This window comes from Vibrio sp. R10-SG3-ISO3, from assembly GCF_059834225.1.
Genome location: NZ_JCBDHE010000013.1, coordinates 48,733 through 75,522 on the forward strand (window position 1 = coordinate 48,733; position 26,790 = coordinate 75,522).

Below are 26,790 nucleotides of genomic sequence, written 5' to 3' on the forward strand. Positions count from 1 at the left end.
AATTTGTAAACAATGAAAGCGACCCTCGATGAGATGAAGACGTTTGTGACTGTAGTGGATGTGGGTTCGATCAGCGATGCTGCACAAGTATTGTCGGTGACGGTCTCTGCTGTCAGTCGCACCGTATCGCGCTTAGAAACGAAACTCGACACGACGCTGCTTAATCGTACAACGCGAAAGCTAGATGTGACGAGTGAAGGGACGATCTACCTAGCCAAAGTTCGGCAAATCTTGGATGCGGTAGAAGCGGCGGAAGCGCAGCTGACCAGCCAAAAAACACAACCATCAGGATTGTTGAGAATCAATGCCGCGACCCCGTTTTGTTTGCATGTGCTGACTCCATTAATTGCTCGCTATCAGCAAACGTATCCTGATGTGGAGATTGAGTTAAATTCCAATGAAGAGAACATCGATCTGGTCGGCAAAAAGACCGACATTGCGTTTCGGATCGGCGAACTAAGAGATTCAACGCTCAGAGCCACGTTTATTGGCCATAGCCGTATACGCATTCTCGCCAGTCCTGCGTATATTGAAGCACAAGGCAAACCTAACTGTGTTCAAGATCTGCTGTCGCACAAATTGCTGGGCTTTAGCCGCCCGGAGTCGCTAAAAGATTGGCCATTGCTTGATGACAGTAACAAGCTCATCAAGATCACGAGTAATCTACGTTCGGACAACGGGGAAACGATTCGTGCCTTAGCACTGCACGGTGCTGGGATCGCGTGCTTGTCAGACTTCATGACTTATCAAGATAGGCAGAGTGGTGCCCTCACTGAATTGCTTACAGATGCTTCACAAGACATTCGTCAGCCCATTCACGCTGTCTATTACCGTAACTCTGCTACGTCACGACGCATCAGTTCTTTTATTGATTTCGTCAAGAAAGAAGTGACAGTGCAAGAGGGACGTTTTTTGTAATGCCGATGCCTACTCGCACCATCAATCACAAGGACAAATAATGCTGGAACTAGGAATGAACCGAGAGCAATGGATGATCAGTGCTATCTTACTAGGTACGGTGTGCCTGTTTTTGCTCAGACGGTGGCGACACGATATGGTGGCTTGTGTAGGTAACGAAACAAAAAAGGGGAGCCATTCGCTCCCCAAGACAGTGTTGACGTGGTGGAATAAAAACTTAGGCCGTAGCGAACTTGTAGGTGCGGTAACCACCGAGTAGGTTGCGCGCCTTAAAGCCGTTGTTGACCAATTGACGGTAGGCCACGTTACCGCGTAACCCTACTTGACAGTAGATGACGATCTCTTTGTCTTTGGGTAGCTCATTCATGCGGTGACGCAACTGGTCGACAGGGATGTTAATCGCACCATCGATGTAACCGACTGATTCCAACTCACCTGGGTTACGCACGTCAAGCAAGACTTGGTCCTCTGTGAGGTTGTCGATTTCATCAAAGTGAATCGCTTTGCTGTCGCCTTTGATTAGGTTGTTGGCAACAAACGCGGCTTGGTTGATGACGTCTTTTGCCGAGCCGTACGGTGGGGCGTAAGTTAATTCAAGGTGCTGCAACTGATCGACAGTCATACCTGCGCGCTGAGCTACCGCCATCACGTCAATGCGTTTATCGACGCCATCTTTACCGACCGCTTGTGCGCCCAAAATCTTGCCAGAGGTTGGGTCAAACAGCATTTTAAACGACACAATTTCCGCGCCCGGGTAGTAGCTCGCATGGCTCGCGGTGTGGACATACACTTTTTCATAGGCGATGCCTGCGCGTTTTAGCTGCTTCTCATTCTTACCGGTAGAGGCGACGGCGAGATCGAAAATCTTACAGATCGCAGTGCCCTGTGTGCCTTGATACTGTTCACTGCGGCCAAGCATATTGTCTGCCGCCATGCGGCCTTGACGGTTGGCAGGTCCTGCAAGTGGGACCAATGTCTGCTCACCGGTCACGAAGTCTTTCTCTTCGACCGCATCACCGACGGCGTAGATGCTAGGATCGCTGGTTTGCATCGCTTCATTGGTGTAAATGCCGCCAAGGGCGCCAATTTGTAGACCCGCTTCTTGTGCGAGCTTGGTTTCTGGGCGCACACCGATAGCCATAATAAGAATGTCAGTGGTGAGCGATTCGCCATTGTTGAGTGACAGTTTCAACTCACCTTCGATGTGTTGATGTTCGACATCCTCACCCGAAGCGATACTTGCCATGTGAACATTGGGTACATATTCGACGGCGCTTAACGCAACACCCAATTTGAGATCGATGCTGCGCTGGCGAATTTCCGCGTGCGCTAAGCCTGCCATTTCACGATCGACGGGCGTCATCACTTGATCGGCCATTTCGATGAGGGTGGTTTTGATGCCGAGCTGGTGGAAGGCTTCCATCATTTCAAGACCAATAAATCCACCGCCCACGACAGTGGCGTGTTCTGGTTTGTTCATCTGAATCGTTTTGATGATGCGATCCATGTCTGGAATGTTGCGCAGTGAATGCGTCAGAGGATTCTTGATACCAGGGATCGGTGGCACAACCGGACCTGCACCTGGGCTTAGTAGCAGAAAGTCATAAGACTCTTGGTATTCAGTGCCATCAAGCAGATTTTTTACCGTGATGGATTTGTCTTCGCGATTAATGCGCACCACTTCATTCATCACGCGGACATCGACGTTAAATCGTGCAAGGAAGCTCTCCGGAGTTTGTAACAGGAGCTTACTGCGGTCGGTAATGTCGCCGCCGATGTGGTAAGGCAAGCCGCAGTTGGCAAACGAAACAAACTCACCACGTTCAAACATGATGATTTGAGCATCCTCGCTAAGGCGACGAGCACGAGCAGCCGCAGATGCACCACCTGCAACACCGCCTACGATAACAATTTTAGTCATGGGTGACTCCGATTAGTGAAAACCAAGTTTTTTCAAAAAGAAAGCGGCAGGGCACAAACCTGTAAACGCGCTTTGAATCAAGTTAACGCCAACAAACACAGTTAGCCAAACAAAGTGGCTACTGACGGTGAAGGTCAGGACCACCGAGAGCAGAACCATACTGCCTGCCAGTACACGAATAGCATTTTCTAACGTCATGATCGTTCTCCCTTCGAATCATTTTCGTGATGAAACCCTCGTACTATAGAACTCTAAATTAGAAAAGTCTAATGTTTATTTACCTAATTGCAAAAATGCTAAATTAGTATTGACTAAATTAGGTTAGAGTTTATTATCAAGCCATTCGTTAGAGAGCATTCCATTGCAAAATAATAGGTGTGTCATGAGTGAACAAACATTGAATCTAAGCCAAATGCAACAAAATGCGGTTGAGGCTTCTGAGCTACTCAAGGTCATGGCTCACCCAGAGCGTTTGATGGTCTTATGTCAATTGACGCAAGGCGAAGTCGGCGTTGGGGCGTTGCAAGAAGGGTCGGCACTGAGTCAATCCGCCTTCTCTCAACATCTTACTGTGCTGCGTAAGCACGGGTTAATACAGGCGCGTAAAGAGTCCCAACAGGTGTTCTACTCCTTGGCAGATGCGCGAGTGATTCAACTTATTCAGAGTTTAGAGACGATTTTTTGCGCTCGATAACACAGGGTAAACCCAACATTAATATATACAACATTTAGAGGTAAATATGGCGTTCACAGTTCCTTGGGAATCGTTAGCAGGAGGCATGTTACTTGGGGTTTCAGCCACGATTTTGTTGCTGATTAACGGAAAAATCGCGGGCATTAGCGGCATCATGACGGGGCTACTTACGCCGAAATCGAACGATTTTTCTTGGCGATTGCTTTTCGCGGTGGGCATGGTCTCGGGCGGTATTCTTGCAGCCTTGCTGTTTGTTGACGATGTGGTGACGGTCTATTCAACCAGTGCGACAGGATTGGCGCTCGCCGGTTTGCTTGTTGGAGTGGGTACACGCCTTGGCAACGGTTGCACCAGTGGGCACGGTATTTGTGGCCTTGGCCGTTTGTCTAAGCGTTCAATGGTCGCGACTGGCGTCTTTATGGGCGTGGCAGCGCTGACGGTATTTGTTCGATTCCACCTTGTATAACCCTAGGATCTTCTCATGAATAAAGTTGTTTTTCGTTTAACGTCACTGTTGGCAGGCGTGTTATTTGGCATGGGAATGGTGGTGTCGGGTATGGCAGACCCAAACAAAGTTCTGGGCTTTTTGGACATCGCGGGTCAGTGGGATCCAAGTTTGATGTTTGTGATGGGCGGCGCCTTGTTGGTGTTTATGCCGAGCTATTTTTTGTTGATTAAACCCAAGAAAAAGCCGCTCGCGGCACAGACCTTTTGCCTAGCAAAAAGTAAGCAGATTGATGGTCGATTGTTAAGCGGCGCTGCGCTGTTTGGCGTGGGTTGGGGGCTAGCCGGCGTTTGCCCAGGACCTGCAATGGCCAGTCTTGGTTTAGGTAACGTGGGCGTGTGGATCTTTTTTGCCAGCATGATGGTTGGTCTAGGGGCCACTAACCTAATGATTTGTTTTAAAAACAGCCGCAAGTCACAGTCTCAACTTGCTTAAGTTTTACACTGATACATAACCCCTCAAAAAAAGGAGCGGCGATCATGAAAAGGACATTTCAACTCTCTGTAGTCACGTCTGCACTGGCCGTGAGCCTGATGGGCTTTTCTTATGTGAGCATGGCTAACCAGAATGACACCTTGTACACGGTCACACGCGCTCCGATGGCGCAGAGTGTCCATTTAGATGGCGTGATTCAACCCTTCAATCAAGGAACCGTCGCCGCTCAGACGTCTGGGCGAGTTGTTAGCCTGCACGTTGATGTCAATGATGTCGTTAAACAAGGGCAAGTGTTGCTTGAAATCAGCGCGGTGCAACAATCGGCCTCGCTCGATGCCGCCAATGCACAACTGGCTAGTGCGATTGCGCTTAATCGTGAGGCGCAAGCTCAGGTTGCCCGGTATCGTCAACTCTTCCCGAAAGGGGCGATTTCTCAAGATCAAATGGACAGAGCAGAAGCGCGTGCGCGCAGCACTGCGGCGTCAGTGAAAGCGGCGCAAGCAAGTGTCGCTCAGGCAAAAGAGTCCCTTGGCTACACCAGTATTCAAGCGCCTTATGACGGCGTGGTCACAGCGCGTCATGTCGAACTGGGTGAAACCGTTGCGCCAGGGTCGCCACTACTCAGTGGCTTCTCTTTAGATCGCCTGCGCGTTGAAACGCAAATTCCTCAGCGCTATCAACCGCTTGTTAAGGATGTCTCTCAATTTGATGTGATGGCACCCAATGGCGAGCGCGTCGCGCCCACCTCCTATAACTTGTTCAGCTATGCCGACACCACGTCTCACACCTTCAAAATTCGTTTGGATTTACCCGACAGCAAAGATTTGCCTGCTAATGCGAGCGCCTTGGTGCCGGGCATGTGGGTGAAAACTGAGTTTCGCTTCGGTGAACGCGTGATACAAATGATTCCCAATGAGGCGGTAATACGCCGAGGCGAGTTAAGTGCGGTTTACCGTCAAAGTGAGAACGGACCGGTACTTAACCCAGTGCGTTTAGGTCAACAAGTGGGTGAGTACGTTGAGGTGCTGTCTGGGTTGGAAGAGGGAGACGCGATCTACGCGACCCTGCCAACATTAAGCCAGCAGCAATAAGGGCAGGGGGAAAGTCGCATGGAACATAAGCTAGGGATCTCAGGCCGTATTGCCGCAGCATTTCAAAACTCAGCCATGACGCCATTGTTGGCGTTGGTGGGCTTATTGATGGGCCTGTTTGCGGTTATCATCACTCCCAAAGAAGAAGAGCCGCAAATCGATGTCACCTTCGCGGATGTGTATATTCCCTTCCCCGGCGCAACGCCCGCAGAAGTGGAGAGCCTAGTCACCACACCCGCAGAACAGATCATTTCTGAAATTCAGGGTATTGATAAAATCTACTCCTTCTCGCAGCCCGATGGCGCGATGATCGTCGCGATCTTTGATGTTGGCGTCAGCCGTAATGACGCTGTGGTACGCATTTATAATAAACTCTATTCCAATAAAGATTGGATGCCGCAGGGCGTGGGTGTCGGTGAGCCCGTCATTAAACCCAAAGGGATTGAGGATGTGCCGATCGTCAGTATCACCTTATCCAGCCCATCGGCGCAGCTTGATCAGCAGCAGTTAACTCAGGTAGCACACGGCTTAGAAACTGAGCTTAAACGCATTGAAGGGACACGAGACATCTATACAGTTGGCATTCACGAGACCATTGTTGACGTGCGTTTAGACCCTGTAAAGATGAACAGTTTTAATATCACCTTGGATCAGCTCAATCAGCATTTGCCCGCCGCGAATCAAAGCTCACCCATGCTGAGCTTAACCCATGAAAACCAACAGTTTCCAGTCCAAGTCGGCCAGTTTCTTTCACGCGTTGAAGAGGTGAAACAGCTAGTGGTCGGGTTGTATAACCAAACCCCCGTCTATTTAGAAGATATTGCTACGGTTAGCTTAGGCACTAACACGCCGACGCAGCAGGTGTGGACGAGCTCAAAAGAGGGCTTGCATCCCGCAGTCACGCTCGCGGTGGCAAAAAAAAGCGGTGAGAATGCAGTCAACGTCGCGAAAGCCGTTGAAGCGCGTTTAGACGCACTTAAGAATCAACTGATTCCCGAAGGCATTAAGGTTGAAATAACACGTGACTACGGTAAAACCGCGGCGGACAAAAGCAATACGTTGATTGGCAAACTGGCGTTCGCCACGGCGGCGGTGGTGATTCTGGTCTTGCTGACCATGGGTTGGCGTGAAGCTATCGTGGTCGGAATCGCCATTGTGGTGACCTTGATGATCACGTTGTTTGCGTCTTGGGCTTGGGGATTTACCCTCAATCGCGTGTCACTGTTCGCCCTGATATTCTCAATCGGTATTTTGGTCGATGACGCGATTGTGGTGGTGGAAAACATTCACCGCCATATGTCGATGGGCAAAAAATCACTCGATGAATTGATCCCCGTCGCCGTCGATGAAGTCGGTGGACCGACCATCTTAGCAACCTTAACCGTGATCGCGGCATTGCTGCCGATGGCGTTTGTGAGCGGATTGATGGGGCCATACATGAGCCCAATTCCAATCAATGCGTCTATGGGGATGTTGATTTCACTGGCGGTCGCCTTTGTGCTCTCACCTTGGCTAGCGCATCATCTACTCAAACACGCCCATCACGAAGACGCTACCGGTGCGAGCTCATCACTGTTTCATCGCATTATGGCCCCTTTTGTCACCGCCAGAGCACAGCGTCGCAATCGTTGGTTGTTATTGTTGGCGATATTGGCGCTGATTGCTGGTTCGGTACTGCTGCCAGTGGTGCAATCGGTGGTGTTGAAGATGCTGCCTTTTGACAACAAATCCGAGTTTCAAGTAGTGCTGGATATGCCAGAGGGTGAGCCGCTAGAGCGGACGCAGCGCGTACTGTTTGAACTTGGACAAGCGCTCGATGAGGTGCCTGAAGTCACTGGCTATCAAGTCTATGCGGGTACGGCGGCGCCTATCAACTTTAATGGCTTGGTTCGTCACTACTTTATGCGCAATCAACCGAATCAAGGCGATATTCAAGTGAATTTGGTGGATAGGAAAGATCGTGACCGAGATAGCCACACCATTGCTGGTGAGGTGCGCCCAGTGCTCAATGAGATTGCATCGCGCTTTGGGGGCAAAGTTAAAGTGGTTGAAGTGCCGCCGGGGCCACCGGTTTGGTCACCGATATTGGCAGAAGTCTACGCGCCAACCGATGCCATGCGTCATCAAGCCGCACAGCAGATACGAGCAATTTTCCGTGAGACAGAGGACATCGTTGATGTTGACATGTATCTGCCCGAACATCACCAAAAATGGCAGGTGGCGATTGATCGAAGTAAGGCCGCGCATTATCAAGTGCCGTATGCGTCGATAGTCGATGCGCTGGCAACGGCGGTGGGTGGCAAGCCTGTGACTTATCTGCACAGCGAGCACAGTAAATACCCAGTGCCCATTATGATTCAAGCCAGTGAAGAGGCTAAAGTGCGCTTAGAGCAAGTGCTGAACATGAAGGTCGGCAGCCAAAATGGTCAAGCGTTTCCGCTCTCGGATCTCGTGAGCGTCAACGTGTTGCCAATGGAAGCCTATATAGTACGAAAAAACATGGTGCCTATGGTGATGGTGGTCGCCGATATGGCTGGCGAGTTGGATAGCCCGCTGTACGGCATGTTCGACTTAGTCGGTAAGTTGGATGAGGCGATGACCCTAGAGCAATACTACGTCGCGCAACCTGATGGACTTAATGGCGTGTCAGTGCGTTGGGATGGCGAGTGGACCATTACCTACGAAACCTTCCGCGATATGGGCATTGCTTATGGTGTTGGTATGATTCTGATCTACTTATTGGTAGTGGCGCAGTTTAAATCCTATTTGGTACCGCTGATCATTATGGCGCCGATTCCACTGACCATCATCGGTGTGATGCCAGGTCATGCATTGCTCGGCGCGCAATTTACCGCGACCTCTATGATTGGCATGATTGCGCTAGCAGGCATCATCGTACGTAATTCGATACTCTTGGTGGACTTTATTAATCAACAGGTCGAAGAGGGCGTTGAGTTTGCAGAAGCGGTGATTCAATCGGCGGCGGTTCGCGCTAAACCCATCATGTTAACCGCACTGGCTGCGATGATTGGCGCGGTGTTCATTCTCGATGACCCGATTTTTAATGGTCTCGCCATTAGTTTGATTTTCGGGATCTTCGTTTCTACCATCTTAACGTTGTTGGTGATCCCCGTGCTGTACTACGTTGCGATGAAACATCGCTTTGCTCGCTAACGACTATTTAAAGCCAAGGGGATAACCAAAATTAGTCGATAATGCGAGTGACCATCGGACAATGATCGCTAAGACGATATTGGAAGAGGTCACTCGTTTTATAGGTGACTTGATAAGGCATGGCCAGAGTAAGCGATGGGCTGGCGATGACATGGTCAATTAGGCTGCGAAACTTATGGGTTTTATTCGTTTGTTTGTTAGAGCGCACGACGCATTGCGCTGCGGTACGATCGCTCGCCAATTGCGCTTTGGTGCCCTCTGTCAAGGTGCGCCAAAGCCAGTCGCCTTTAAACGCTAGATTATGGTTAAAGTCGCCCATGATGAGGTAAGCCTCTTGGTTTGCTTCACGTTCACTGATCCACGCGTTTAAGCTCTCACCTTGAGTGTAAAGAAGGCGACAATCTCGATTATCACGATACGCGCCGCTGCAACCGGCTTTTAAATGCACCGAAAGAAGGTGCAGGGGTTGATGGCCTTGCGGGTTAAGCACCAGATAAGCGGCAAAGCGCAGTCGGCTGCGAGCTTGGTCCACCAGTATGATGTCGTCACGTTGAACGACCTCTATACCCGCTCTCACCGCAAACCCTGTATATTGGTTAATCGCACCAAACTGGGCGTCTTGATGGCGCTCTAACGAGCGATCCGACAACCAGATTTGATAGCCCGAACCCACAACGCTGCGCAGCGCTTGTTCATCATTGACCTCTTGAAAGGCGAGCACGTCGGGATCGATTTGGGCAAAATAACGACCTAAAGCGTCGAAATCTTGCGCAGAACGCAGTGACGCTTCAAAGCGATCGCTAGGGTCAGAGCTAAGCCACTCAATATTCCAACTGGCTAACGTCAGAGCATGACTTGAGCCGATGGAACCAACCAAGGCGACAAGTAGCACGTAAGCTCTGAGTGAGAGAAAAGAGGCGGTCCAATCGCGCATTGTTAGCGTCACCCTATCCATGAATTTGACTCATCCTTTATCCTATAAGTGCTCTGAAAATTGCAAGCGAATTTATCTCAAATCTGAATGTTTTCATCGTTTCCTTCCTAATTTTGATCGGTGCCACTAGAACGCTTTGATCTTACGCTAGGGGCGTTTTTTATTGATCAAAATCAATACTTTCATGGTGCCTATCTCGTTAAATACGCCACAATATATAGTATTGATCGAATAGAAATTAACCCTATACAGTGTGTTTGTGGATAACTCTGTGAGTATGCTGGGTAAGGAGAAAAGGTGAAACCAATCGTAATCAAACGGGATGGCTCAAGAGCGCCATTTAGCCGAGATCGTATACAAGCCGCAGTGGAAGCCGCCGCCGATACCGTTGATAAAGAAATTGCCATCTACGCACTCAATGTCGCGTTAGCGATCGAGCTGCAATTATGCGATCACGATGAAGTCCACATCCATGAAATCCAAACCCTAGTTGAAAACGAGTTGATGCAGGGGCCGTATAAGTCACTCGCGCGTGCTTACATTGAGTACCGCCATGACCGTGACATCGCGCGTGAAAAACAAAGTGCACTGACGCGTGAAATTGAAGGTCTGATTGAAGAGAGCAATGTTGATCTCATCAACGAAAACGCCAACAAAGATGGCAAGGTGATCCCAACTCAGCGCGATCTTTTGGCAGGCATTGTTGCGAAGCACTACGCGAAAACCCACATTTTACCCCGTGATGTTGTTCAAGCTCATGAATCGGGCGACATTCACTACCACGATTTAGATTACGCGCCGTTCTTCCCAATGTTCAACTGCATGCTAATTGACCTGCAAGGCATGCTGACCCACGGTTTTAAAATGGGTAACGCAGAGATTGATACACCGAAATCGATCTCGACGGCGACCGCAGTTACGGCGCAAATCATCGCGCAGGTTGCCAGTCATATCTATGGCGGCACTACCATCAACCGTATTGATGAGGTGCTCGAACCGTATGTGATGACGAGTTATGACAAGCACCTAGAGATCGCCAAAGAGTGGGATATTCATGATCCTGAGGCGTTTGCGCGTGCGCGCACTGAAAAAGAGTGTTACGACGCTTTCCAATCGTTGGAATATGAAGTGAACACCCTGCACACCGCTAATGGTCAAACGCCGTTTGTCACCTTTGGTTTTGGTTTAGGCACCAGTTGGGGCTCACGCCTTATCCAACAATCCATCTTGAAGAATCGCATTGCTGGTTTGGGCAAAAACCGCAAAACAGCGGTGTTCCCCAAATTGGTATTTGGCATTAAAGACGGTCTAAACCACAAAGCGGGCGATCCGAACTACGACATCAAGCAATTGGCGTTGGAATGTGCATCGAAGCGTATGTACCCCGACATCTTGAACTACGAAAAAGTTGTCGAAGTGACAGGGTCATTTAAAACGCCGATGGGTTGTCGTAGCTTCTTGGGCACCTATGAAGAAAATGGCGAGCTGATTCATGAAGGGCGCAATAACTTGGGGGTTGTGAGCCTCAACTTGCCACGCATCGCTATTCAAGCGGGCGGCGATGAGAGCAAATTCTACCAACTGCTGGATGCCAAGCTGAAACTGGCACGCCGTGCGTTGGAAACACGCATCTCACGTTTAGAGAATGTCAAAGCGCGCGTCGCACCTATCCTCTACATGGAAGGGGCATGTGGCATCCGACTAGGTGCCGATGAGCCAATTGCGAACATCTTCAAAAACGGCCGTGCCTCGATTTCACTTGGTTACATTGGTATCCACGAGACAGTGAACGCGCTCTTTGGCCATCAAACCCATGTTTACGATAACAGTGAACTGCGTGAAAAAGCGCTTAACATCATTAAGCATCTCAGACAAGCAGTGAATCAGTGGACACAAGAGTCTGGCTACGGTTACAGCTTATACGGCACACCTAGTGAAAACTTGTGCAGCCGTTTCTGCCGAATCGATACCAAAGAGTACGGTGTGATTGAAGGGGTGACGGATAAAGGCTACTACACCAATAGCTTCCACCTTGATGTGGAGAAGAAGGTTAACCCGTACGATAAAATTGATTTTGAAATGCCATACCCTGAAATCTCAAGCGGTGGATTCATCTGTTACGGTGAGTTCCCGAATATGCAGCGCAACGTCGAAGCGCTCGAAAACGTCTGGGATTACAGCTACAGCCGCGTGCCTTACTACGGCACCAACACGCCGATTGATGAGTGTTATGAGTGTGGCTACAACGGTGAGTTCGACTGTACCAGCAAAGGCTTTACCTGCCCAAGCTGTGGCAACCACGACTCGACCAAAGTGTCAGTGACGCGCCGCGTGTGTGGTTATCTTGGTAGCCCAGACGCCAGACCTTTCAACTTCGGCAAGCAAGAAGAAGTAAAACGACGCGTTAAGCATCTGTAAGTGGTCACCTAGACAAGCTAATAAGTAGCCAGTTTGACTGGCTTCTTTTGTCCTCTGCTTTGTTTCGTGTTTAGTTAGCGGCTTTTGTTTTGGAAAGAGCGATGAATTATCACCAATATTACCCCATCGATGTGGTTAATGGCCCTGGCACCCGATGCACCTTGTTTGTCTCAGGTTGCGTGCATCAGTGTCGAGGCTGCTACAATCAGTCTACTCAGCGTTTGGACTCAGGAGTGTTGTTCACTCAAGAAGCGGAAGATAGAATCATCGCTGATCTTAACGATCCACGTATCAAGCGCCGTGGGTTATCGCTGTCCGGTGGGGATCCGCTCCACCCTGCTAACGTGCCGCACATCCTTAAGTTGGTTAAACGCGTACGCGCCGAATGCCCGGGAAAAGACATCTGGGTCTGGACGGGGTATACCCTAGCAGAGCTTGATGATGCGCAGCGTGAAGTGACGCAGTACATTGATACCTTAATCGATGGCAAATTCATTCAAGAGCAGCGCGATCTTAATCTTGAATGGCGAGGTAGCGCGAATCAAATCATCCACACGTTCAAATTGCAGTAATACCTTGGGGTAGGGCTCATTGTTAACTGTATGTGAAAATTTACAAAAGCAATCGATGAAATTGAACTCTCGCTCACAAAATAGTTTCTAGAAAGTAGGATTAAATGATAAGTTGTCAGCCATCTTGAATTTCAAAGGGTTGTGACTTTCATGTTTTCTCAATTACCAGCACCTATGCTGGATCCGATTCTTTCTCTCTCTGTTGCGTACCGCAACGATCCTCGTGATGAAAAAGTAGACCTTGGCATTGGTGTTTATAAAAACAGCGCAGGTGAAACCCCTGTAATGCAAGCCATTAAACAAGCCCAAGATATTGTCGTCGCGACGCAAACCACCAAATCTTACGTTGGCCTTGCGGGCTGTGAGCAGTTTAACCAGTCGATGATTGATCTGCTGTTGACGGGCACATCGGCAATGGATCGCGTGTCTGCTATTCAAACCCCAGGTGCGAGCGGTGCTCTGCGTATGCTGGGTGACCTGATGAAGGTGGCGCAGCCAAATACAACAATATGGATTTCTGATCCAAGTTATGTGAATCACAAACCTGTGATGGAAGCGGCGGGGCTGAAAGTACGTCACTACCGCTATTTTAGCCGTGACACTAAGCAAGTCGACGTTGATGCGATGATGGCGGATCTGCGCACCGCTGGAAAAGATGACGTCGTGTTATTGCACGGCTGTTGCCATAACCCAACGGGTGCTGACATCGATTTTGACGCATGGCAGGCCATCACCCAGCTGTCGCAGAAAAATGGTTTTACCCCGTTTGTCGATATCGCTTATCAAGGTTTTGGCGATGGGTTAGAGGAAGACGCGAAAGGTCTTCGCTACATGGCAGACAACGTGGAAGAGATGTTGATCACCACGTCATGCTCGAAAAACTTTGGCCTATACCGTGAGCGCACGGGAGCGGCGATTGTGGTTGCAAACACTAAGCAGGAAGCGGACAACGCCAAAGGCAAGTTGATGACCCTCGCGCGTTCCACTTACACCATGCCGCCTGATCATGGCGCGGCGCTAGTGAAAACCATTTTGGGCAGTGACGCGCTGACCCAAGTCTGGAAACAAGAGCTGTCACAGATGCAACAACGTTTGGTTAGCCTACGCAAAGCATTGTGTGATGAACTGAAAAATAGCCACGGAACATCACAATTCGACTTTATTCAGAGCCACAAAGGCATGTTCACTGTGCTAGGCTTTAGCCAAGAGCAAATGACGCAACTTCGTGAAGAATATGGCATTTATGGCGTAGGCGATGGTCGAATTAACATTGCCGGTTTGACGGAAAAAGACATCCCATACGTTGCCAACGCTATCGTTCGTGTCGCGTAAAGACATCTGCGTATTGAAAACTCGCGAGTGCCGCTCAAGATGAGCGGCCATGTTGACAAGATTAGGTGGTCCAATGAATAAAACATGGAAAATCGTCCTGCCGTTACTATTGAGTGGTGGATTGGTGGCGTGTTCAACGACGGGTGAATCAGTGGTTGAGCCTGAGCAAACGCCACAAACGCAGGAGCCGGAAGTGACAACGCCAGAGGTGACGTCACCAGACACCTCGGAGCCAGAGCCGACTGCACCACAAGAGCCTGAGGTCAAACCTGAGCCTAAACCGGAAAAACCAGTGGCACCTAAGCCGACAGAATCGCCGAAGAAAACGGCGGATGGTAAGTTGATGCTTGGTGAACAAGAGTGGGTGTATGTGCCCGGACTAGAAGCGAGCTTTAAAGCGCGTATCGATACTGGGGCGACAACGTCATCAATCAGTGCGGTAGAGGTGTTGCCGTTTGAGCGTGACGGAAAGGATTGGGTCAAGTTCAAAATTGAACACGAGGGTGTAAAAAGCAAAGAAATCGCTTTGCCTGTTCAGCGCTGGGTGAAAATTCGCCAATCCACTTCTGAAGAGTCTGAAAAGCGCGCAGTGGTTGAGGGTTGGATTCAAATCGGTGATGTGAAGGAAAAAACAGAGTTCACATTAGCCGACAGAACGCACTTGACCTACCCAATACTTCTTGGTCGTAGCTTCTTTAAAGACATTGCCGTTGTTGATGTCAGCCGTACGTTTATTCAAGACAAACACAAGTAAGACGCTCTGTTTGTCAGCTGAAAAAAAAAAGCCGCTTAGCGGCTTTTTTATGGATTATCACAAGAAACTCGGTTAGATGACCTTGCCTTAGTCAATGGCCAGCAATTCAACGTCAAAAATGAGTGTCGCTGCGGGTGGGATAGGGCCAGTGCCGCTTTTTCCGTACGCTAATGTGCTTGGAATAAACAGTCTTACTTTGTCACCGACGTTCATGTAAGTCAGTCCTTCTTGCCACCCTTTGATCACTTGACCAAGTTTAAAGCTGATAGGCTCTCCACGCTCGACAGAGCTGTCGAATACCGTGCCGTCAATCAAGCTACCGTGGTAGTGCACTTTTACTGTGCTTGCCATCGTAGGGAATACCGTCCCTTCACCTTTCGTGAGTACTTGGTATTGAAGGCCACTGTCGGTGGTGATAACGCCTTCCTTTTGGCCATTATCAGCCAAAAATGCCTCACCAGCAGCAAGGTTAGCTTCGGCCGCTTTGCCGTTCGTCCAAGTACGATAGACGAAAAACACAGCGAGAACCACGATAACGATAGGAATGATAATTTTAGACATAATAACGTCCTGTCAGAGTTAAGGTTGAGCAAGTAAGAATTGGATCGTATTGGCAATGTCGGCAATATCGCTGTGCGCAGAGGTAAGGATGCGATACTTGCCTTTGACGATGAACATTGGCACCGCATTGATCTGCCCTTGAGTCGTCATCTCATGCGCGCGTTCAATCTTTTTAAACAGCTGACTTTGCTGATCATTATCGAGATTGTAAGGGCTGGTTAAGTTGCGAGTTTCAAACGCAGCATCAATCGCTTGCTTCTTGTCATCTAACGATGCGCCGTCCCCCATTTGCGCAGCGGCAAACAGTTCCGTCATCATTGCGTGATCCGGTGTATGACCAAGCTGCATTTGCGCGGAGTAGTAAATCATCGCTCCCACTTGTGCGCTTTCATTGAACGTGACGTGGACCTTGCCAAACGACTGGCCGACCAATTGTTCAAGTTCAGGTAGCGCCTCTTCCATTTTACGGCAGTGACTACAATGTAGAGAGAACACTTCAATAACGGGTTCCACTCGGAAGGTGGAGAGGTTAACGGGGAGTGGTTCGTAGTGTTTGCCTTCGGTGGGCTCGGTTGACTCACTGCATCCGGCTAAGCCAAATGTCAGTATGACGAGTGTCAGAGTAAGGAGTTTGTTCATTATGACTATCTCTGTATGCGCAGGCTTATCGTTTAACGTGACACCAACTCGATTTAACTCATTGGTTTATCATTGAATTCGCGCTGAGCGTGGAATGTGTTTCGATTCTACTATCGATAAGCCTTGATTCACAAGCTAAGTAGGTGGACGAGCAACCACCCTTAAAGTCTATAGGGTGGTAAGAAATATGCGTTTGGTCACGAGAGAAGCGCTAAAGTTCGCGCAAAATGGTCGATATAAAGAGAGTGTTGAGAAGTAACGAGTGATGACGACCATGACAAAATACATTTTGCCTCTACTGTTACTCCTGTCTGGATGCAGTGCCTCTATTCCCAAGGAGTTTGCTCGACTAGGCGGAGATATGTTGGATACCGCTCCGCAAAGCGACTCTGAATTGCGTTATCCAGATTGGGGTAATGCGCCGATGTTATCATCAAACGCTGGTGTACAAGGCCCGATGGGGCAACAGCGCACTCAAAGCTATGGGGACTTACAGAGCTTTTTAGTCAGCAATGGTGTCGATTACGAAATTCTTCCGGGGAATCATGTGATGGTCAAACTTAAAGATACGATCAAGTTCCGCACTGGCTCATCGAACTTATCACCGGATTCTTTATATTGGGTCGATATGGTGGGGCGTTACTTATCGAAACAACCCGACATCGACATCGTGATTGACGGGCACGCCGATAGTACAGGCAATGCGTCTTTCAATGATCAACTCTCCGTCAAGCGAGCACAAGCCGTAAAAGCGCAACTGGCGCGCAACAACGTATCCATGAACTCTATTTTCACGCGCGGCTATGGAGAACATGTGCCAGCCTGTAGTAATAACACCCCGTCTGGCAAAGCCTGCAATCGACGAGTGGAAGTGCTCTTTATCGTTTCAAATAACTAGCGGGTGATCCCCACCACACGTTATCTCACACTGACCAACCATGAGCCTGACGTTTGTCAGGCTTTTTGTTCGTTCGAAAGTTCTACTTAGGCCTCAGAGTTGCAACTGTGGCTTGCTCTCCGCGATTTCAGCAACAATCTGGCGAAAACTTTCTAACATTTTGTGTTCGAACGCTCATTTGTGGCGGTCGATGCTTTTCTGTGTTCTTGCTTTGTGCACAATGACCTCATAAGACAAAAAGAAAGTAAAGGACCCTACTATGACGGAGCAAAAGTACATCGTCGCTCTCGATCAAGGCACGACGAGCTCAAGAACGGTGGTACTCGACCACGATGCCAATATTGTCAGTGTCTCCCAACGTGAATTCACTCAGATTTACCCGCATGGCGGCTGGGTAGAGCACGACCCGATGGAGATCTATGCCACGCAAAGCTCAACATTGATTGAAGCGCTGACCAAAAGCGGTATTCGCAGCGACCAGGTGGCGGCGATCGGTATCACTAACCAGCGTGAAACCACTATTGTCTGGAACAAAGAGACGGGGAAACCGATTTATAACGCGATTGTTTGGCAGTGTCGTCGCACCGCGAAGATTTGTGAGCAGTTACAAGAGCGTGGATTGTCGGATTACATTCGTGATACCACAGGGCTTTTGCTTGACCCTTACTTCTCGGGCACTAAGGTGAAATGGATTCTCGACAACGTCGAAGGCGCACGTCAACTGGCGCAACAGGGAAAACTGCTGTTTGGTACGGTGGATACCTGGCTCGTGTGGAAAATGACACAGGGTCGAGTGCATGCAACCGACTATACCAACGCCTCACGTACCTTGTTGTTTAACATCAACACCCTAGAGTGGGATCAGCGCATGCTCGACGAATTGGACATCCCGCGTTCCATGATGCCGGAAGTGAAAAATTCGTCAGCGTTGTTTGGTCAAACGAACATCGGCGGCAAAGGCGGTACGCGAATTCCGATTGCTGGGATCGCAGGCGACCAGCAAGCTGCGTTGTTTGGCCAGATGTGTGTGAGTGCGGGCCAAGCGAAAAATACTTACGGCACGGGCTGCTTCTTGTTGATGAATACCGGCAACGAAAAAGTGACCTCGCATAATGGACTGCTGACGACGCTCGCTTGCGGCCCGAGGGGGGAGCCCAGTTATGCGCTAGAAGGTGCGGTATTTATGGGGGGAGCATCGATTCAGTGGCTGAGAGATGAGCTTAAGCTGCTCTCTGATGCGAAAGATTCTGAATACTTCGCAACCAAAGTGGCGACCTCAAACGGAGTGTATGTCGTGCCTGCATTCACCGGTTTGGGCGCACCGTATTGGGATGCGTATGCGCGAGGCACCATCGTCGGACTGACGCGTGGGACCAGCGCGAATCACATTATCCGTGCGACGTTGGAAGGCATTGCTTATCAAACCCGTGATGTGATTGACGCGATGCAAAGTGATTCTGGCATCAAACTCGAAGCGTTGCGTGTTGATGGCGGCGCAGTGGCGAATAACTTCCTGATGCAATTCCAAGCCGATGTGTTGGATGTGGATGTGATGAGACCCAAGGTCACCGAAGTCACTGCGCTTGGGGCGGCGTATCTTGCCGGGCTAGAAGTCGGTTTTTGGGACAGCTTGGATGAGTTGAGTAACAAAGCAGAAATCGATCGCCAGTTTACGCCACATCATGATGAAGAGAAACGCCAACGTCGATACAAAGGGTGGAAGCGCGCCGTCAGCGCTGCGCAGGCGTGGGCTGCATTGCATGAAGAGGACGACGACGAATAAAAAACGCCCTCGCTACAGTGAGCGAGGGCGTCTGTCTAATTAAATCAGAATTAAGCGGCGCTCGTTACTTTTTCAGCGCTGCTTTTTTTTTCGCTTTGCATTTTGGCAAGGAAGTAGACGTTCACACAAGCGATGAAACCGTTGGTGACCACCACTGGCCACGCATCAATCATCAAGCCGTAAGCGGTGAATAAACCACAACCAACGAAGTTTAGAATGCGAAGTTTAACGATATCTTTCATGGTAAGTGAGATTGCGACCATGATAGACGCCGCGTAACCCAAAATTTCAACCATATTCATGTCCATAATTTGACCCTCATAATGTATCTAGGCAGTGTCTGTGCCCGACCCAATTCTTCTCGTCATGAGATAAGTGAGGAAGCTCCGTGCCTCGAATGGTCAGTTGATTAACTGTGGTGGACTATAGCAGGGAGAAATGTGTGACGAAACCCTCAATTTGCGTAACGGAGAAGGTTAGCGATTACGCAAACGTTTTACGTCAAGAGACAAAGGAAAATAACGATTTGTGTTGAACGTCAAAGTCTTTGAGACTAAAAAAGCCCGCAGTTGATGCGGGCTCGATAAGCGGTAAAATGACGCTGAGGGTTATTTCTTCCCTTGTGCCACTTTATCTTCTTCAGTAAGTTCGCGAATACGGCGGCTGATTTCACGGCGTTCTTTTGAAATTTCAGCACTTTTGATGATGTGGTCATCGACGCGATCTTCGTAATCCGCTTTCATGTTTTTGATGATCTGCGTGATTTCTTCGGTGCTCATGGTTGGCTTGATGTAATCCAGTAGGTTATCGAGCAAATCGACACGTTTCTGGTTATCACGAACTTTCTTTTCGTTGTCTAGAAGTTCACGCTTGAGTTTATTTTTACGACGAGCCTGAGCTACGATTTCAAATACACCACTCATAGTAGGTTCCTTTCCTAATTCTCATAAAGACTGACACGATTAAATCACATCATGTCGCAGGTGAATAGTCTTTAGATCAATCATTACAGCATGTTGACGCTTTTATCGCCGGTCACTCTGGGCAAGAGCAACGCAGTGATTGAGCCCATAGGAAAGTTCAGGCTATTATCAGGGAACCTCTTCAAACTGGATTGTTTTCAACATTCACTATGTGTCAATCAATGCTACGTCACTCGTCTATTTTATTTAACCTCGCTTCCGTTGTTGAAGACGACATTGCTACTGCTGTTGAGGCGTCACCTAAGACAGAGAAAGTGGCCAACGCGTATCGCTCTGAACATACGCGTCAAGAGATCACAGAAGTCGAACTCAACCGTAGCAAGATAGTGATGATGGACAACAATGGTAATATCAAAAGAATCCCACTCATTGGTGAGCACTAGCGCATGACATTGCGTGCAAAGTACGACATCAAGAGCCACGTTAAGGATCTAACATGAATATAGAACTGACCCCTTTAGAAGCCCGTGTGATCGGTTGTCTCATCGAAAAAGAAGTCACGACACCGGACTATTATCCGCTGACACTCAATAGCTTGACAGCGGCCTGCAATCAGAAAAGTAACCGTGAGCCCGTTATGGCGCTTAGCGACTCAGAAGTGCGTGACGCGGTCGATAGCTTGATTGCACGCCGTTTGGTCAGTGACGAAAGTGGCTTTAATAGTCGCGCGAATAAATTCCAACACCGTTTTTGCAACACCGAATTTGGTGATTTGAAATTAACCGATCAAGAAAAGGGGCTGGTGTGCTGCCTGTTGCTCCGCGGTGCGCAAACGCCAGGTGAACTTCGCTCTCGTACCAATCGACTGGCTGAGTTTGCAGATGTGAAAGAAGTAGAAGCGCTGCTCGACAGCATGGCGTCACGCGAGCAGGGGCCTCTTGTGGTTAAGCTCCCTCGTGAGCCTGGCAAACGTGAATCTCGTTATCAGCATCTATTCAGTGGCGCTGTCGATATCGACGTTATTCATCAAAGCCCTGTTTTGGCGCCGGCAGCCGGCGATTCTGACGCACTGCAACGCATCGAGCAATTAGAGCACGAAGTCGTAGAGCTCAAAGCCTCCCTTGAGGAACTGAAAGAACAACTTGCGTTATTCACGTCATAAAAAATGACGACAAGCGATAAGGAAGCTCCGTGCTCGGCGTGGTACGTCTATTTTGTCCGTACCCGCTCAAACTCACTGTATTGTGGGATAACCACAGACGTCGAGCGCCGATTCTCCGAGCATTGCGGCGGAAAAGGCGCCAAGGCGCTGAAAGGAAAAGGACAGCTAACCCTTGCCTGGTCGAGCTATGTCGCGGACTCACGCAGTCAGGCCAGCAAGGTCGAAGCGCGGTTAAAAAAACTGAGCAAAAGCAAGAAGGAAGCGATCGTATCTGGTCACTTGTTATTCACTCAGGCGATTGATGCTTGATAAATAAAAGATTTACCTGATGGTTTGTAATATTTTGTATTAACCTTAGAGATGAAATCATACTAAAGGTTGATATGGATATGAGACTAACAACGAAAATTTCATCAGTGGCAATGTTAACAGTACTTTCGTTACCAGCGAACAGTGCGACGTTTGTCGCGGACGCTCGCGGCAACGGTATGGGAAACACAGGCGTCACGAGCGCTGACTACCTGCTCGGAGCGTTTTATAACCCTGCTTTAGTGGCCGTTCATCGTGAAAATGACGACTTTGGTTTATTGCTTCCATCGATTGGGGCAAACGTTCGAGATGGAGACGAATCGCTCAAAGTGATTGACGATTTGCAAGACACGATAGACCGCTTTGACCCGAATAATCCAGATCCTGCAACAGAGGATCAGCTCAACGCCTACTTGGATCAATTGGCGGATGATAAACCATTAGGTGTGAATGGTGGCGCTGGCGCTGCAGTTGCGTTTCCCATCAACACCCTATCAGCAAATGTCTTTGTGCGCGGTTACGCGGATGTAATAGGCAAAACCAACATTGCTGACGATTCAGACACTCAGGCCCGTTATGAGAACTCAACTGTTAATTTGTGGGCCTTTGGTTACACAGAGGTGGGTGTGGCTCTTGCAAAGCGCATCACGCTTGGTGGTCAAGACATTGCCATAGGTGTCACGCCGAAATACCAAGAGTTGAGAACCTATAAAGAGACGATTTCCGTCGAAGACTTCGATATTAGTGACTACGATCAAAGTGAAAACAAGCAGAGTCACTTCAATATGGACCTCGGCTTTGTCTGGTTCTATCAAAACTTGCGTTTAGGCATAGCCGCAAAGGATCTGTTTAGCAAAGATATCGAAACTTTAGATGGCCTCGATAAATACGCTTTTAATACCCAGGTGACCGCTTCGGGTTCTTACGTATCAGACTATTTTGTTGCGGCATTGGATGTTGATCTTACCAAACAAGAGCGTTTCGAAGTATCTGCTCTAGGTGTAGAGGATGATACCCAATTTGTGCGCTTCGGTATTGAAGGCAACGCATTTGGCTGGGCACAACTGCGTTTAGGTTACCAAGTTGATTTAGAAGAGACGTTAGACGATTCAGTGACGGTTGGCTTGGGTATTAGCCCCGGTGATTTAGTCAGTCTTGACCTTGCTGGCAGTTACGCGGGCGACAACCAATTTGGCGCCTCTGCAAACTTGGCATTTACCTTCTAAAATATACCGTTAGGACTGATCAAACAAACGCTTGTTTGATCAGTCTTTGAGGTTAACGTGGCGACAAAAGCGTGTTACTGTACAAAAGCTCGTTAAACGGCGTATTTGGCAACAGTTGGCTAGAGTATAATGAGAAAAAACAATAACCTAATAAAAAAGTTTGGTGTTGGCTTGGTGCTGTTTTCTATGATTACCACAGCGCAGGCCACGCAGGTACTGGATGGGTATTGGCAATATGACCAATACTTGGACGAATTTCCAACACAGCGAGTGCTGACTGAATCTCTTGGGGAGGCAGTGCGAAACGCGCCGGTTCCACTAGCGGCTAAGCAAGAGAAATCGATTTCTATTTCTGTTATCTATCCTGGTCAACAAGTCTCCGATTATTGGGTGCGTAATATCAAAGCTTTTGAAATGCGCTTAGATAGGCTGGGCATTCGTTACGAAATCAATCAGGTATTTACCCGTCCGAATGCGGATGTTCGTCAGCAGAGTTTGTCATTACTCGAAGCAGTACAAAGTAAAACTGACTATTTAATCTTTACCCTTGATACCACTCGACACCGCAAGTTTATTGAACACGTACTGAGTTCGACTGACACTAAACTCATATTGCAGAATATCACTACACCAGTGCGCGCTTGGGCCGATCAGCAACCTTTTTTGTACATAGGATTTGACCATATCAAAGGTACGGAGGTTTTAGAACAACACTATAAAGAAGTCACGGACAAGCAAAGTCGTTACTCAGTGCTTTATTTTTCTGAAGGCTACGTCAGTGATGCGCGAGGTGATACCTTTATCGAGGCGATGAGTCACCATGACAATTATGTGTTGTCTTCATCGTTTTACACTCAAGCGACTCGTGAGTCAGGCTATGAAGCGGCAAAACTGGCGTTAGAACGCGATCCTTCGATTGAGTTTATGTACGCATGTTCAACCGATGTGGCACTTGGCGCATCAGATGCGCTTAAAGAGCAAGGACGAGAGGATATCTTGATCAATGGTTGGGGTGGAGGTAGCGCCGAATTAGATGCGCTTGCCGATGCTCATTTGTCGTTTACTGTAATGCGCATGAATGATGATACTGGCATCGCGATGGCAGAAGCGATCAAATGGGATCTAGAGAGTAAACCGGTTCCGCAAGTATACTCCGGTGATTTTGAATTGGTCACAGCAGGTGACGATTCCGAGCGTGTGCGGTCGCTAAAGCAGCGCGCATTTAGGTACTCAGATCAACCATGAGTAAAACCGTGAGTCGTAGCAAGCACAAACTTGCCACCTTATTGACTAACTCAATTTTCTTGACCATTGTGTTTTTAACCATGGTCATGCTGGTGCAAAACTACCAAGTGAATCAACAGGTGGTTGAGCAAGAAGTTGCGCGTTCCAAGCAGCAAACTCAGAGCCTTGTTCAGGAAAATTTCAATTACCGCTTGAGTGCACTTGAGATCCAGCAAGACAGCTATAGCTTAAACGATGGTTTGTTCGAGGCTGTTGCGCGAAAAGACGACGACGCCGTCATCCGCATTTTTGACGGCATTGACCAACGCACCGCCAGTCTTGCACCGGATTTTCGATTTGTCGCCTCGCGTGATCAAGTGGTCTGGGCGGATTACAATTTTCAATTTTATGGTATCACCCAAGCGCAGATCCAACACCTCCATGATGAGACGGTGGCAAGTCGTGCTTGGCGTTTAGAACAATTGCCCACGCCACTTGGCGTGCGTTATGTCCTGCTTCGGCGCACCGCCATTGTTAACTTAGATACTGGTGAAGTGTTTGGCCACGCATACATCGCTGTAGTGTTGAATGACAACTTCTCCTGGGTCAACTCGATACTTAAAGCAAGTAACGCCAATGATTTGATGTTTGTCGTGGGTTCAGACATTATCGCATCGAGTACAAAAAACAGCGATTTGCGCCATATAGATTGGCTTGCCGCTGCCACAAAGTCATTCAATGCCAGTGAATTTACGGTGTCAAAAACCGATCTAACCATCAACGAGTCGCCCACTTATTTATCGGTTTATACCATTCAGAGCAATGAACACATCATGTTGTTTGTTAAAACACGCTACATCTGGATGGTTGTGATAGCCGTACTCATTGTGGCGATTACGGTATCGACACGCTATTGGATTGGGCGTCGCTTATCGAGCGAACTGCAAACTTTGATGGATTACACCGAAAGCACATCAGAGTCGATGACACTCGAGCCCTTTTCGGGGTCCACAATCAAAGAGTTTGACCACATAGGTCATGCCTTTCAAAGCTCGTTTCAACGTATTCGTCAACAGGAGAAGCAATTCACTGATTTGTTCAACTTCTCCCTCTCTCCAATCATGCTATGGGACGTCAATGGGGAGTTGATTCGTATGAACCCCTCTGCAGAGCGCGCATTTCGAGAGAGCAGTCGCGCTAGTGACGGGGGAGCAAGCATGGTTGAGTGCCTTACCCCTCACATTCGAATGTGCGCCAAAGGCGCAACGCTCACCGGCATCAATACCACCATAGGCACTAAGACGTACCGGTGGAATCTGTCTCCCATTCATGTTGATAACACAGAGCTACAAATCATGGCTCAAGGTCAAGACGTTACGAGCCTGATTGAGGCCGAAGAGCAGAGTAAGCGTGCCCGAGAAGAGGCGCTTGAATCAGCACGTATGCGGGCAGATTTCCTAGCAAAAATGAGCCATGAACTACGCACACCACTCAACGGTATTTTAGGGGTTTCACAGTTACTCAAACATAAACTCAAAGAGCCGAGTAATATCGAGAAAGTCGATGTTTTATGTAATAGTGGCGAGCACTTGCTGGCGGTGTTAGATGATATTTTGGATTTTTCCAAAATTGAGCGTGGAAAATTTAACATCGAACGCATTGATTTTAAGCTGAGCGAACTCACCAGTGCGGTCGACAATATTTTTAGACCACTATGCCAAGAAAAAGGTATCGGTTTTGTTGTGGAAAGCAATTTCTCTGACCAAGTTTGGGCGCACAGTGATCAAGTTCGTTTGAATCAAATACTGTTTAATCTCGCTAGTAATGCGGTCAAGTTTACACATGACGGGCAGGTGACGGTGCGTATTCACCTAGTGGGTGACGAAGACGAGCAGTTACTCGAAATTGTCGTCGAAGATACCGGAATTGGTATTGACGGTGAGCGGCTTAAACACATTTTTGAGCCGTTCGTCCAAGCTGAATCGACGACCACTCGCGAATACGGAGGCAGTGGCTTAGGTTTAGCTATTGTGCATAGCTTAGTGGAAATGCTCGATGGCACCGCGGATATTGAGAGCATCAAGGGCGAGGGGACGATCTTTTCTGTTCAACTGCCTATCCACACTAAAATTGCCGATGAAAAACAAGCACAAAGTGGGTTGCAATTTGATCCGAAAACCTTGTTCGATCGCGCGCTCTCAGTATTGCTTGTTGAAGACAACCATACCAATGCCTTTATTGCCAAAGCCTTTTGTGAAAAGTACGGCATGGAAGTGACGTGGGTAAAAGATGGCTACAATGCCCTTGAGTTGTTGCAAGCTCAGGTGTTTGATTTGGTATTGATGGACAACCAACTGCCTAACCTTGGTGGCATCGAAACGACGGCAAGGATTCGCAGTGAACTCCAATTAACCGTGCCTGTTTTTGCTTGTACCGCAGATGGAATGGAAGATACGCGCAGAGCCTTTGAACAAGCTGGGGCGAATTACGTCATCGTCAAGCCGATCAAAGAGTCGGCATTGAATGTTGCGTTCCACTACTTTAAACAACATTTCTATACCTAGTCGAGGTGAAGCAGCCACCCTATTCATTTGGTAGGGCGTTTAAAACTTCGAATGCAAATGCGCTTGTTCTAGAAACAACGTCTTTAACTCTTCAGTCAGCTCAAGTTCAGGGCTAAATTTTATGCCTAATTTATGACCTGACTTTTCCTTGTTGATACTGACAATGGAGTATTTGGGCGGCTTAGGCAACGTTTTCGATAGGTCATTGTGCAACTCTATGGCGCTGCTGGTGGAGAGTTCGTTTTCACCAGTAATAAACACCGCACAGCCTGAAACAGATACATCGACGATCGTTGCCTGATAGCTGACGTTGTTTGAGCGTATCTCGACAGGCATATGAACAGAGAACCGTTCATGATCGCGGATGGTTTTGGTGGCGAAATGACTAGGCTCACGGACGCACAACATGTGGCAAGGTTGATTCAGCTTGCACATCACAGACGATTTAAACGCAACCACATGGCCGAGTTTACTGGCGGTCATTCCTCGAACAATCACTTCAGTGTTGGTCAATTTTCGCATGATCAGCGCTTCGGCGGCCTTTTGAGGAAAATCTAAAACGAAGAATTGAGATTCTTTATGGCCAATGTAGCTCGATGTAAAGCTAAACTCATCGTTGGGGCCAAAATTGAGTGTGACAGACAGTTTCACGCCGGGTCTAAGCAGTGTGTACAGTTCGTCAAGCGTTTCGTGGGTGTGAGTCATAGGTATCATGTAACCCTGTATCAGGTTTCTTGTTAATCACTATAATGA

The 26,790-nt window shown here is 48.5% G+C and carries 26 protein-coding genes; 18 read left to right on the forward strand and 8 right to left on the reverse strand.

Annotation, left to right across the window (positions count from 1 at the left end; genetic code table 11):
• Nucleotides 1-12 precede the first annotated feature (12 nt).
• Entirely contained in the window at nucleotides 13-918 is a 906-nt protein-coding gene (locus tag AC6R1A_RS02640; protein ID WP_500634048.1) for a LysR substrate-binding domain-containing protein, read from the forward strand.
• A 217-nt stretch (nucleotides 919-1,135) separates the two neighbouring features.
• Here the strand turns inward: AC6R1A_RS02640 and AC6R1A_RS02645 are convergent, their stop codons facing one another.
• Both AC6R1A_RS02645 and AC6R1A_RS02650 read right to left on the reverse strand, forming a co-directional pair.
• Nucleotides 1,136-2,839, reverse strand: a complete 1,704-nt coding sequence (locus AC6R1A_RS02645) for an FAD-dependent oxidoreductase (protein WP_500634047.1) — start codon at nucleotides 2,837-2,839, stop codon at nucleotides 1,136-1,138.
• A gap of 12 nt (nucleotides 2,840-2,851) precedes the next feature.
• Nucleotides 2,852-3,037, reverse strand: coding sequence for a YgaP family membrane protein (locus tag AC6R1A_RS02650; RefSeq protein ID WP_334551801.1), 186 nt, complete (start codon nucleotides 3,035-3,037; stop codon nucleotides 2,852-2,854).
• 184 nt (nucleotides 3,038-3,221) lie between these two features.
• Between AC6R1A_RS02650 and AC6R1A_RS02655 the strand changes: the two genes are divergently transcribed.
• Genes AC6R1A_RS02655 through AC6R1A_RS02675 form a run of 5 tightly spaced genes read left to right on the forward strand, consistent with a single transcriptional unit; the run spans nucleotide 3,222 to nucleotide 8,738 of the window.
• Nucleotides 3,222-3,533: a metalloregulator ArsR/SmtB family transcription factor gene (locus AC6R1A_RS02655; protein WP_500631956.1), complete on the forward strand. Its 312-nt coding sequence runs from the start codon at nucleotides 3,222-3,224 to the stop codon at nucleotides 3,531-3,533.
• Between the two features lie 46 nt (nucleotides 3,534-3,579).
• Nucleotides 3,580-3,999 carry a YeeE/YedE family protein gene (locus AC6R1A_RS02660; RefSeq protein ID WP_500631955.1) on the forward strand — a complete coding sequence of 140 codons (420 nt, stop codon included), beginning with the start codon at nucleotides 3,580-3,582 and terminating at the stop codon, nucleotides 3,997-3,999.
• A 15-nt stretch (nucleotides 4,000-4,014) separates the two neighbouring features.
• Nucleotides 4,015-4,473 carry a DUF6691 family protein gene (locus AC6R1A_RS02665; protein ID WP_487902882.1) on the forward strand — a complete coding sequence of 153 codons (459 nt, stop codon included), beginning with the start codon at nucleotides 4,015-4,017 and terminating at the stop codon, nucleotides 4,471-4,473.
• A 44-nt stretch (nucleotides 4,474-4,517) separates the two neighbouring features.
• Complete coding sequence (locus AC6R1A_RS02670) at nucleotides 4,518-5,564, forward strand: efflux RND transporter periplasmic adaptor subunit (RefSeq protein WP_500634046.1); 1,047 nt, start codon at nucleotides 4,518-4,520, stop codon at nucleotides 5,562-5,564.
• A gap of 18 nt (nucleotides 5,565-5,582) precedes the next feature.
• On the forward strand, nucleotides 5,583-8,738 hold the full coding sequence (locus tag AC6R1A_RS02675; RefSeq protein ID WP_500634045.1) for an efflux RND transporter permease subunit: 3,156 nt from the start codon (nucleotides 5,583-5,585) through the stop codon (nucleotides 8,736-8,738).
• Between the two features lie 31 nt (nucleotides 8,739-8,769).
• On the opposite strand, the gene AC6R1A_RS02680 is transcribed toward AC6R1A_RS02675, so the two are convergent.
• Nucleotides 8,770-9,672, reverse strand: coding sequence for an endonuclease/exonuclease/phosphatase family protein (locus AC6R1A_RS02680; protein WP_500634044.1), 903 nt, complete (start codon nucleotides 9,670-9,672; stop codon nucleotides 8,770-8,772).
• A gap of 297 nt (nucleotides 9,673-9,969) precedes the next feature.
• On the opposite strand from AC6R1A_RS02680, the gene nrdD reads away from it, so the two are divergent.
• The 4 genes from nrdD (at nucleotide 9,970) to AC6R1A_RS02700 (ending at nucleotide 14,748) form a co-directional block, all read left to right on the forward strand.
• Complete coding sequence (nrdD, locus tag AC6R1A_RS02685) at nucleotides 9,970-12,090, forward strand: anaerobic ribonucleoside-triphosphate reductase (protein WP_500634043.1); 2,121 nt, start codon at nucleotides 9,970-9,972, stop codon at nucleotides 12,088-12,090.
• Between the two features lie 101 nt (nucleotides 12,091-12,191).
• A complete protein-coding gene (gene nrdG / locus AC6R1A_RS02690; protein ID WP_500634042.1) occupies nucleotides 12,192-12,662 on the forward strand; it encodes an anaerobic ribonucleoside-triphosphate reductase-activating protein in 471 nt (156 codons plus the stop codon).
• Nucleotides 12,663-12,812: 150 nt separating this feature from the next.
• Nucleotides 12,813-13,994 carry an amino acid aminotransferase gene (locus AC6R1A_RS02695; protein ID WP_500625286.1) on the forward strand — a complete coding sequence of 394 codons (1,182 nt, stop codon included), beginning with the start codon at nucleotides 12,813-12,815 and terminating at the stop codon, nucleotides 13,992-13,994.
• A gap of 73 nt (nucleotides 13,995-14,067) precedes the next feature.
• Nucleotides 14,068-14,748, forward strand: coding sequence for a putative ATP-dependent zinc protease (locus AC6R1A_RS02700; RefSeq protein ID WP_500634041.1), 681 nt, complete (start codon nucleotides 14,068-14,070; stop codon nucleotides 14,746-14,748).
• Between the two features lie 87 nt (nucleotides 14,749-14,835).
• Here the strand turns inward: AC6R1A_RS02700 and bamJ are convergent, their stop codons facing one another.
• Together bamJ and AC6R1A_RS02710 are read right to left on the reverse strand one after the other, a co-directional pair.
• A complete protein-coding gene (gene bamJ, locus AC6R1A_RS02705) occupies nucleotides 14,836-15,309 on the reverse strand; it encodes a BamJ family beta-barrel-assembly machinery protein (RefSeq protein WP_500628311.1) in 474 nt (157 codons plus the stop codon).
• Between the two features lie 18 nt (nucleotides 15,310-15,327).
• Nucleotides 15,328-15,948: a thiol:disulfide interchange protein DsbA/DsbL gene (locus tag AC6R1A_RS02710; RefSeq protein WP_500628310.1), complete on the reverse strand. Its 621-nt coding sequence runs from the start codon at nucleotides 15,946-15,948 to the stop codon at nucleotides 15,328-15,330.
• A 274-nt stretch (nucleotides 15,949-16,222) separates the two neighbouring features.
• On the opposite strand from AC6R1A_RS02710, the gene AC6R1A_RS02715 reads away from it, so the two are divergent.
• A complete protein-coding gene (locus AC6R1A_RS02715) occupies nucleotides 16,223-16,846 on the forward strand; it encodes an OmpA family protein (protein WP_487902891.1) in 624 nt (207 codons plus the stop codon).
• 259 nt (nucleotides 16,847-17,105) lie between these two features.
• Entirely contained in the window at nucleotides 17,106-18,629 is a 1,524-nt protein-coding gene (gene glpK / locus AC6R1A_RS02720) for a glycerol kinase GlpK (RefSeq protein ID WP_487902892.1), read from the forward strand.
• A 50-nt stretch (nucleotides 18,630-18,679) separates the two neighbouring features.
• Here the strand turns inward: glpK and AC6R1A_RS02725 are convergent, their stop codons facing one another.
• Together AC6R1A_RS02725 and AC6R1A_RS02730 are read right to left on the reverse strand one after the other, a co-directional pair.
• The gene (locus AC6R1A_RS02725) at nucleotides 18,680-18,937 is read right to left on the reverse strand and encodes a YgjV family protein (protein WP_334551815.1); all 258 of its coding nucleotides are present in this window, start codon (nucleotides 18,935-18,937) and stop codon (nucleotides 18,680-18,682) included.
• A gap of 300 nt (nucleotides 18,938-19,237) precedes the next feature.
• Complete coding sequence (locus tag AC6R1A_RS02730) at nucleotides 19,238-19,552, reverse strand: DUF496 family protein (RefSeq protein WP_334551816.1); 315 nt, start codon at nucleotides 19,550-19,552, stop codon at nucleotides 19,238-19,240.
• Between the two features lie 221 nt (nucleotides 19,553-19,773).
• On the opposite strand from AC6R1A_RS02730, the gene AC6R1A_RS02735 reads away from it, so the two are divergent.
• The 6 genes from AC6R1A_RS02735 to luxQ all read left to right on the forward strand — a co-directional run bounded on the left by AC6R1A_RS02735 (nucleotide 19,774) and on the right by luxQ (nucleotide 26,037).
• Nucleotides 19,774-19,995, forward strand: coding sequence for a hypothetical protein (locus AC6R1A_RS02735; RefSeq protein ID WP_500634040.1), 222 nt, complete (start codon nucleotides 19,774-19,776; stop codon nucleotides 19,993-19,995).
• A gap of 53 nt (nucleotides 19,996-20,048) precedes the next feature.
• Nucleotides 20,049-20,714, forward strand: coding sequence for a YceH family protein (locus AC6R1A_RS02740; protein ID WP_500634039.1), 666 nt, complete (start codon nucleotides 20,049-20,051; stop codon nucleotides 20,712-20,714).
• Between the two features lie 3 nt (nucleotides 20,715-20,717).
• Nucleotides 20,718-21,023 carry a GIY-YIG nuclease family protein gene (locus AC6R1A_RS02745; RefSeq protein ID WP_500625292.1) on the forward strand — a complete coding sequence of 102 codons (306 nt, stop codon included), beginning with the start codon at nucleotides 20,718-20,720 and terminating at the stop codon, nucleotides 21,021-21,023.
• Between the two features lie 80 nt (nucleotides 21,024-21,103).
• Nucleotides 21,104-22,249 carry a conjugal transfer protein TraF gene (locus tag AC6R1A_RS02750; protein ID WP_500634038.1) on the forward strand — a complete coding sequence of 382 codons (1,146 nt, stop codon included), beginning with the start codon at nucleotides 21,104-21,106 and terminating at the stop codon, nucleotides 22,247-22,249.
• A gap of 186 nt (nucleotides 22,250-22,435) precedes the next feature.
• A complete protein-coding gene (locus tag AC6R1A_RS02755) occupies nucleotides 22,436-23,494 on the forward strand; it encodes an autoinducer 2-binding periplasmic protein LuxP (protein ID WP_500628399.1) in 1,059 nt (352 codons plus the stop codon).
• Nucleotides 23,491-26,037 (forward strand): quorum-sensing autoinducer 2 sensor kinase/phosphatase LuxQ, encoded by a 2,547-nt coding sequence (gene luxQ / locus AC6R1A_RS02760; protein WP_500634037.1) that lies wholly within the window; start codon nucleotides 23,491-23,493, stop codon nucleotides 26,035-26,037. Before AC6R1A_RS02755 ends, luxQ begins: the two co-directional genes overlap by 4 nt.
• A 39-nt stretch (nucleotides 26,038-26,076) precedes the next feature.
• On the opposite strand, the gene AC6R1A_RS02765 is transcribed toward luxQ, so the two are convergent.
• The gene (locus AC6R1A_RS02765) at nucleotides 26,077-26,742 is read right to left on the reverse strand and encodes a PilZ domain-containing protein (RefSeq protein ID WP_500634036.1); all 666 of its coding nucleotides are present in this window, start codon (nucleotides 26,740-26,742) and stop codon (nucleotides 26,077-26,079) included.
• Nucleotides 26,743-26,790 lie beyond the last annotated feature (48 nt).

What these genes read in the sequence shown, in the direction of transcription:
- AC6R1A_RS02640 (WP_500634048.1), top strand. Translation starts at nt 13, where the DNA reads ATGAAAGCGACCCTCGATGAGATGAAGACGTTTGTGACTGTAGTGGAT.
- AC6R1A_RS02645 (WP_500634047.1), bottom strand. Translation starts at nt 2,839, where the DNA reads ATGACTAAAATTGTTATCGTAGGCGGTGTTGCAGGTGGTGCATCTGCG.
- AC6R1A_RS02650 (WP_334551801.1), bottom strand. Translation starts at nt 3,037, where the DNA reads ATGACGTTAGAAAATGCTATTCGTGTACTGGCAGGCAGTATGGTTCTG.
- AC6R1A_RS02655 (WP_500631956.1), top strand. Translation starts at nt 3,222, where the DNA reads ATGAGTGAACAAACATTGAATCTAAGCCAAATGCAACAAAATGCGGTT.
- AC6R1A_RS02660 (WP_500631955.1), top strand. Translation starts at nt 3,580, where the DNA reads ATGGCGTTCACAGTTCCTTGGGAATCGTTAGCAGGAGGCATGTTACTT.
- AC6R1A_RS02665 (WP_487902882.1), top strand. Translation starts at nt 4,015, where the DNA reads ATGAATAAAGTTGTTTTTCGTTTAACGTCACTGTTGGCAGGCGTGTTA.
- AC6R1A_RS02670 (WP_500634046.1), top strand. Translation starts at nt 4,518, where the DNA reads ATGAAAAGGACATTTCAACTCTCTGTAGTCACGTCTGCACTGGCCGTG.
- AC6R1A_RS02675 (WP_500634045.1), top strand. Translation starts at nt 5,583, where the DNA reads ATGGAACATAAGCTAGGGATCTCAGGCCGTATTGCCGCAGCATTTCAA.
- AC6R1A_RS02680 (WP_500634044.1), bottom strand. Translation starts at nt 9,672, where the DNA reads ATGCGCGATTGGACCGCCTCTTTTCTCTCACTCAGAGCTTACGTGCTA.
- nrdG (WP_500634042.1), top strand. Translation starts at nt 12,192, where the DNA reads ATGAATTATCACCAATATTACCCCATCGATGTGGTTAATGGCCCTGGC.
- AC6R1A_RS02695 (WP_500625286.1), top strand. Translation starts at nt 12,813, where the DNA reads ATGTTTTCTCAATTACCAGCACCTATGCTGGATCCGATTCTTTCTCTC.
- AC6R1A_RS02700 (WP_500634041.1), top strand. Translation starts at nt 14,068, where the DNA reads ATGAATAAAACATGGAAAATCGTCCTGCCGTTACTATTGAGTGGTGGA.
- bamJ (WP_500628311.1), bottom strand. Translation starts at nt 15,309, where the DNA reads ATGTCTAAAATTATCATTCCTATCGTTATCGTGGTTCTCGCTGTGTTT.
- AC6R1A_RS02710 (WP_500628310.1), bottom strand. Translation starts at nt 15,948, where the DNA reads ATGAACAAACTCCTTACTCTGACACTCGTCATACTGACATTTGGCTTA.
- AC6R1A_RS02715 (WP_487902891.1), top strand. Translation starts at nt 16,223, where the DNA reads ATGACAAAATACATTTTGCCTCTACTGTTACTCCTGTCTGGATGCAGT.
- glpK (WP_487902892.1), top strand. Translation starts at nt 17,106, where the DNA reads ATGACGGAGCAAAAGTACATCGTCGCTCTCGATCAAGGCACGACGAGC.
- AC6R1A_RS02725 (WP_334551815.1), bottom strand. Translation starts at nt 18,937, where the DNA reads ATGGACATGAATATGGTTGAAATTTTGGGTTACGCGGCGTCTATCATG.
- AC6R1A_RS02730 (WP_334551816.1), bottom strand. Translation starts at nt 19,552, where the DNA reads ATGAGTGGTGTATTTGAAATCGTAGCTCAGGCTCGTCGTAAAAATAAA.
- AC6R1A_RS02735 (WP_500634040.1), top strand. Translation starts at nt 19,774, where the DNA reads ATGCTACGTCACTCGTCTATTTTATTTAACCTCGCTTCCGTTGTTGAA.
- AC6R1A_RS02740 (WP_500634039.1), top strand. Translation starts at nt 20,049, where the DNA reads ATGAATATAGAACTGACCCCTTTAGAAGCCCGTGTGATCGGTTGTCTC.
- AC6R1A_RS02745 (WP_500625292.1), top strand. Translation starts at nt 20,718, where the DNA reads ATGACGACAAGCGATAAGGAAGCTCCGTGCTCGGCGTGGTACGTCTAT.
- AC6R1A_RS02750 (WP_500634038.1), top strand. Translation starts at nt 21,104, where the DNA reads ATGAGACTAACAACGAAAATTTCATCAGTGGCAATGTTAACAGTACTT.
- AC6R1A_RS02755 (WP_500628399.1), top strand. Translation starts at nt 22,436, where the DNA reads ATGATTACCACAGCGCAGGCCACGCAGGTACTGGATGGGTATTGGCAA.
- luxQ (WP_500634037.1), top strand. Translation starts at nt 23,491, where the DNA reads ATGAGTAAAACCGTGAGTCGTAGCAAGCACAAACTTGCCACCTTATTG.
- AC6R1A_RS02765 (WP_500634036.1), bottom strand. Translation starts at nt 26,742, where the DNA reads ATGACTCACACCCACGAAACGCTTGACGAACTGTACACACTGCTTAGA.